At 74.4% G+C, this 5,646-nt stretch carries 4 protein-coding genes; 3 read left to right on the forward strand and 1 reads right to left on the reverse strand.

Annotation, left to right across the window (positions count from 1 at the left end):
* The 3 genes from D7W81_RS39455 to D7W81_RS39465 all read left to right on the forward strand — a co-directional run.
* Positions 1 to 1,679: hybrid sensor histidine kinase/response regulator (locus tag D7W81_RS39455; RefSeq protein WP_147445794.1), on the forward strand; the 1,679-nt coding region annotated here is incomplete at its 5' end.
* Positions 1,676 to 2,746 (forward strand): chemotaxis-specific protein-glutamate methyltransferase CheB, encoded by a 1,071-nt coding sequence (gene cheB, locus D7W81_RS39460; protein WP_120560483.1) that lies wholly within the window; start codon positions 1,676 to 1,678, stop codon positions 2,744 to 2,746. The genes D7W81_RS39455 and cheB, both read left to right, overlap by 4 nt.
* A 111-nt stretch (positions 2,747 to 2,857) precedes the next feature.
* The gene (locus D7W81_RS39465; RefSeq protein ID WP_120560485.1) at positions 2,858 to 4,591 is read left to right on the forward strand and encodes a sensor histidine kinase; all 1,734 of its coding nucleotides are present in this window, start codon (positions 2,858 to 2,860) and stop codon (positions 4,589 to 4,591) included.
* A gap of 1 nt (position 4,592) precedes the next feature.
* Here D7W81_RS39465 and D7W81_RS39470 read toward each other — a convergent pair whose 3' ends face one another.
* On the reverse strand, positions 4,593 to 5,513 hold the full coding sequence (locus D7W81_RS39470) for a LysR family transcriptional regulator (protein ID WP_120560484.1): 921 nt from the start codon (positions 5,511 to 5,513) through the stop codon (positions 4,593 to 4,595).
* Positions 5,514 to 5,646: the final 133 nt, after the last annotated feature.

The raw sequence follows: 5,646 nt of genomic DNA on the forward strand, positions 1-5,646 counted from the left end.
AGCCGGAGCTCCCCGCCCCCGCGCAGGTCAGCGGGGAAGCGCTGCCCGTGCGCGTGTCCGGGCAGAAGCTGGACGCGCTCCTGGGCCGCAGCGGAGAGCTGCGCGTGGCCATGCTGCGCCTGGAGGGCCACGCCGAGTCCCTGGAGGCGCTGCGCGACGACGTGACCAGCCTGCGCGGGACGGTGCGCGGCACCCGGTCCGAGACGACGCTGCGCCGCGTGGAGCTGGAGCTTGCGCGGGTGGCGCGGGTGCTGGCGCAGGACCGCCGCGCGCTGTTCCAGTCCTCCACCGGCCTGGATGATGAAGTGCGCCGCTCGCGCATGCTCCCCTTCGAGGAGGGCTGCACCGGCCTGGAGCGCGCCGCGCGCGACGTGGCGCACGGCCTGGGCCGGCGCGTGCGCATGGAGGTGCACGGCGGCGGGCTGGACCTGGACCGCTCCCTGCTCCAGTCCCTGCGTGAGCCGCTGCTGCACCTGGTGCGCAACGCGGTGGCGCACGGCCTGGAGGCGCCGGAGGAGCGCGTGCGCCACGGCAAGCCGGAGGAGGGCCGCGTGGTGCTGTCCGCGCGGCTCCGCGGCAGCCGGGTGGAGGTGGCGGTGGAGGACGACGGGCGCGGCCTGGACCTGGAGGCCCTGCGCGAGCGCGCGCGGGCCCGGGGCATGGAGGCGCCCGAGGACGACGCGGACGCGGCGCGGCTGGTGTTCCTGCCGGGCCTGTCCACCGCGACGAAGGTGACGGCGGTGTCCGGCCGGGGCGTGGGCCTGGACGTGGTGCGCGCCCAGGTGGAGGCCCTGCGCGGCAGCGTGGAGGTGGCCTTCAAGGCGGGCCAGGGCACGCGCTTCACGCTGGACGTGCCCCTCACCCTGAGCACCCTGCGCGTGCTGCTGGTGAGCGCGGGCGGGCAGACGCTGGCGCTCGCCAGCGAGGGCGTGGACCGGCTGTTGCGCCTGGCCCCGTCCGACGTGCGCGAGGTGGAGGGGCGCATGTCCTGGGTGACGCCGGACGCGCTGGTGCCGCTGGCGTCGCTCGCGGGCGTGCTGGACCTGCCGGCGGGGCCTCCCAAGGCGCGGCCGTCCGCGGTGGTGCTGTCCGCGGGCACCGCGCAGGCGGCGCTGGTGGTGGATGAGGTCATCGCGGAGCAGGAGGTGCTGGTGCGCTCCCTGGGCAGCCGCGTGAAGCGGGCGCGGCACGTGGCCGCCGCGGCGGTGCTGCCGGATGGGCGCATGGCGCTGCTCCTCAACCCCGCGTCGCTGGTGCGGGCCGCGGGCGGGCGCCCCTCCGCCCACTTCTTCCCCACCCCCAAGGAGCAGGCCGCGCGCCGGCGCGTGGTGCTGGCGGACGACTCGCCCACGACGCGCATGCTGGAGCAGAGCATCCTGGAGGGCGCCGGCTACGACGTCGTCGCGTGCGCGGACGGCGCGGAGGCGTGGGAGCGGCTGCAAGCGGGCGGCGCGGACGCGATGGTGATGGACGTGGAGATGCCGCGCATGGACGGCTTCCAGGTCACGGAGGCCGTGCGTACCTCTCCGCGCTTCGGACGGGTGCCGGTGGTGCTCGTCACGTCGCGGGAGAAGCCCGAGGACAAGGCGCGCGGCCTGCAAGCCGGCGCGAGCGCCTACATCGTGAAGAGCGCGTTTGATCCGACGAGCCTGCTGGAGACGCTGAGGCGACTGCTATGAAGACCGAACCGTTGCGCATCATGGTGGCCGAGGACTCGCCCACCGCCCGGCGGCTGCTGGTGGAAATCCTGCGCACCGACCCGGCGCTCACCGTGGTGGGCGAGGCCAGGGACGGCCTGGAGGCGGTGGAGCTGTGCCAGCGCCTGCAACCGAACCTGGTGACAATGGACATCCAGATGCCGCGCATGGACGGCCTGGACGCCACCCGCCGCATCATGACGGAGGTGCCCACGCCCGTGGTGGTGGTGTCCACGCTGGTGGAGCGCGACATCCAGACGTCCATGGCCGCGTTGAGGGCCGGGGCGCTGGCGGTGCTCCAGAAGCCGGTGGGCCCGGAGTCGCCGGACTTCGAGGCGGACAGCCGCCGCCTGCGTGACACGCTCAAGGCCATGGCCCAGGTGAAGGTGGTCCGCCGCTGGCCGGACCGCGCCGCCGTGCCGCTGCCCCTGCATGAGACGACGCCCATTCCCAGCACCCGCGCTCCGGCCGTGCTGGCCATGGCCGCGTCCACCGGCGGCCCCGCCGCGCTCTACCGCATCCTGTCCGACCTGGGCGGCCAGGCCCTGACGCCCCCGCCCCCCATCCTGCTGGTGCAGCACATCGCGCTGGGCTTCGGCAACGGACTGGCCACGTGGCTGGGCACCGCCACGAAGCTGCGGGTGAAGGTGGCCGAGGACGGCGAGCCCCTCTCCCCCGGCACCGTGTACCTGGCGCCGGACGACAAGCACCTGGGCGTGACGCAGGACCACCGGGCGCAGGTGTCCGGCGCGGCCCCCATCCAGGGCTTCCGGCCCTCCGCCAACTGGCTGTTCCGCTCCGTCGCGCGGGCCTACGGACAGACGTCCCTGGCCGTGGTGCTCACCGGCATGGGCCAGGACGGCCTGGACGGCATCCGGGACCTGCACCAGGCAGGCGGGCGGGTGATCGCCCAGGACGAGGCGACGTCCGTGGTCTACGGCATGCCGGCCGTGGTGGTGGGGGCCAACCTGGCGCATGAGGTCCTGCCGCTCCCGCAGATTGCCCGCCGGCTGCTGGCGCTCCTCCAACCCGGGGTGCGGCTTCCCTGAAGTGTTGGTTGAGTGAAAGTCATCTGACAGTAAAGGTGGCCGGAATGGCGGCCCTGGCACGGAGTGTCAATATCGGGTCCAATGGGTCATCCCCCTGGCCCATTCTTCCTGATGAGTGCTCCCACGACTGGTCTGGCCTACGAAGCGGTCTTCGCCGCCATCCCCGACCCTGCCTACCTTCTGGATGGCACGGGCCGGTTGGTGTCGTGCAGCGCCGCGGGCGCCCGGGCGCTCGGCCGCGCGCCGGGAGACCTGGCGGGACGTCACTGGAGTGAGCTGGGGCTGCCGCAAGAGGCCCTGACGGCGCTGGAGTCCGCGCGCGTCCGCGTGGTGACGCTGCGTGAATCCACCACCGTGGAAGCGCCCTGGCCGGGCGCGCAGGGCATCCGCCGGCACGCGCTGGTGCTCACGCCGCTGGGCACGGAGGCGGATCCCTCTCCGGCCGTGCTGGTGACGGCGCGGGCGCTCACGGAAGCGGAGGCCATCTACTCCCGCGCCCTGGAGCTGGAGCAGGCCGCGCGCGCGGAGGTGGAGACCGCCGAGCGCCGCCGGTCCTTCCTCTACCAGGCGATGACGACGCTCTTCACGCACCCGCCCGACCCCCAGGGCATGTACACGCTGCTCGCGCACCTGGCGGTGCCGGACCTGGCGGACTGGTGCCTGGTGGACGCGCTGGAGCAGGGCCCGTGGGTGGGCCGCGCGGCGGTGGCGTGCCTGGATCCGACGCAGCAGGAGCGCGCCCGGACCCTGCCCACGCGCACGGAGGTCCGCGAGGACGCGCCGGTGGGCCTGTTGCGCGTGCTGCGCACGGGTGAGCCGGAGCTGGTGCCGGCGGTGACGGAGTCGCTGTTGCGCGCGGCGGCGGCGGAGCCCGCGCACCCCGCGATGCTGGAGGCGCTCCAGGCCCGCTCGTACATGATCATCCCGCTGCGCGCGCGCGGCCACACGCTGGGCGCGGTGACGTTCGTGAGCTCCGGCTCCGGGCGCCGCTACGGTCCGGACGACCTGGCGCTGGCGGAGGACCTGTGCCTGCGCGCGAGCCTGGCCATCGACAACGCGCGGCTCGTCGGTGAGTCCCGCCGGGCGGCCCGCGCGCGCGAGGACCTGCTCGCCGTGGTGTCGCACGACCTGAAGAACCCGCTGGGCGTGGTGCAGCTGGGCGCGGCGCTGCTCCTGCGCGGCACGGCGGGCAAGCCGGGCGGCGAGGCGGTGGCGAAGCAGGCCACGCGCATCAACGACGCGGCCGAGCGCATGTCGCGGCTCATCTCCGACCTGCTGGACTGGGGCCGCCTGGAGGCGGGGCACCTGCCGCTGGAGCTGGGCGAGCACACCGCCGTGGCGCTGGCCACGGAGGCGCTGGAGGCCATCCGTCCGCTGGCGGAGGCCAAGGGGCTGCACCTGGAGGCGGACCTGCCCGCGGAGGGGCTGCGCGTGAAGTGCGACCGCGTCCGCGTGCTCCAGGTGATGGGCAACCTCCTGGGCAACGCGGTGAAGTTCACCCCGCCGGGCGGCACGCTGGCGGTGAAGGCGCTGATGCGCGGCGGCGAGGTGTCCTTCGACGTGCGCGACACGGGCAACGGCATCGCGCCGGACGCGCTGCCGCACATCTTCGACCGCTACTGGCAGGCGCGCGACGCGGCCAGCCGGGGCACCGGCCTGGGGCTGGCCATCGCCAAGGGCCTGGTGGAGGCGCACGGCGGCTCCATCCGCGCGGAGAGCATCCTGGGGACGGGCAGCGTCTTCACCTTCACGCTGCCCGTGGCGGCGCACATCGGCCTGCCCGTCGCGGTCCCGCAGGCGGCGGCGGGCGGCATGTCCCGCCCGCGCGACACCTACGAGCACTGATTCAGCGCCCCTTCCTCCGCGCGGGAGGGGCGAGCGCCTGGCGCGCGTGCTCCAGCAAGGCCCGCAGCGCGGGTGACACCTGCGCGCGGCTGGGGAAGTAGAGGAAGAGGCCCGGCACGGACGCGGCGTACTCCTCCAGCACGCGGCGCAGCGTGCCCGCCTCCAGCTGCGCCTCCACCTGGGACTCCAGCACGTACGCCAGGCCCAGGCCGGCCTCCGCCAGCCCCAGCCAGACGCGCTCGTCGTTGGTGGTGACGGTGCCGCGCACCGGCAGCCGCCACGTGCGCGAGCCCTTCTCCAAATCCCACGGCAGCAGCGCGCCCGTGTTGGACGAGCGGTAGGTGAAGCAGTCATGCCGGAGCAGGTCCTTCGGCTTCACCGGCGTGCCGTGGCGCTCCAGGTACCCCGGCGCGCCCACCACGATGAAGCGGAACGGGGGCGCGATGCGCACCGCCACCATGTCCCGCTCCAGGTACTCCTCCAGCCGGATGCCCGCGTCGAAGCCCTCCGCGACGATGTCCGCCTTGCGGCTCTCCACCACCAGGTCCAGCTCCACCTGGGGATGGCGCTCGCGGAACGAGGCCAGGAGCGGCGTGAGGAGGAAGGGCAGCGCGGTGGACGGAAGGGTCAGCCGCAGCGCGCCCATGACCTCGCCGGGCTGCGCGGAGGCGTCCTTGAGCGCCCCCAGGGCCTGCGCCACGCCCGGTCCCGCCTGCTCCACCAGCCGCCGTCCCGCCGCCGTCACCGCCACGCTGCGCGTCGTGCGCGACAACAGCGGCACGCCCAGCCGCTCCTCCAGCTGGCGCACCGTGTGGCTCAGCGCGGAGGCGGACACGCCCAGCTCCGCCGCGGCGGCCGCGAAGCTGCGGTGCCGGGCGACGGCGAGGAACTGGTGCAACGCATTGAGCGGGGTGAGGGCCATTCCTGAGCTTTCCTCAGGAGTCCATCCGGATTCCAGACCTACTCCCGGACGCGGCCGTCCCCTATCCCTTGTCCTGTCTCGCGATGCCGCCCTCTTCCCCCGTGCGAGCAGGAGTCCTCCCATGGCATCCCCC

It is taken from the genome of Corallococcus aberystwythensis (assembly GCF_003612165.1).
GTDB lineage: Bacteria > Myxococcota > Myxococcia > Myxococcales > Myxococcaceae > Corallococcus > Corallococcus aberystwythensis.

Coding starts and splice junctions, on each gene's coding strand:
- cheB (WP_120560483.1), top strand. CDS start 1,676: ATGAAGACCGAACCGTTGCGCATCATGGTGGCCGAGGACTCGCCCACC.
- D7W81_RS39465 (WP_120560485.1), top strand. CDS start 2,858: ATGAGTGCTCCCACGACTGGTCTGGCCTACGAAGCGGTCTTCGCCGCC.
- D7W81_RS39470 (WP_120560484.1), bottom strand. CDS start 5,513: ATGGCCCTCACCCCGCTCAATGCGTTGCACCAGTTCCTCGCCGTCGCC.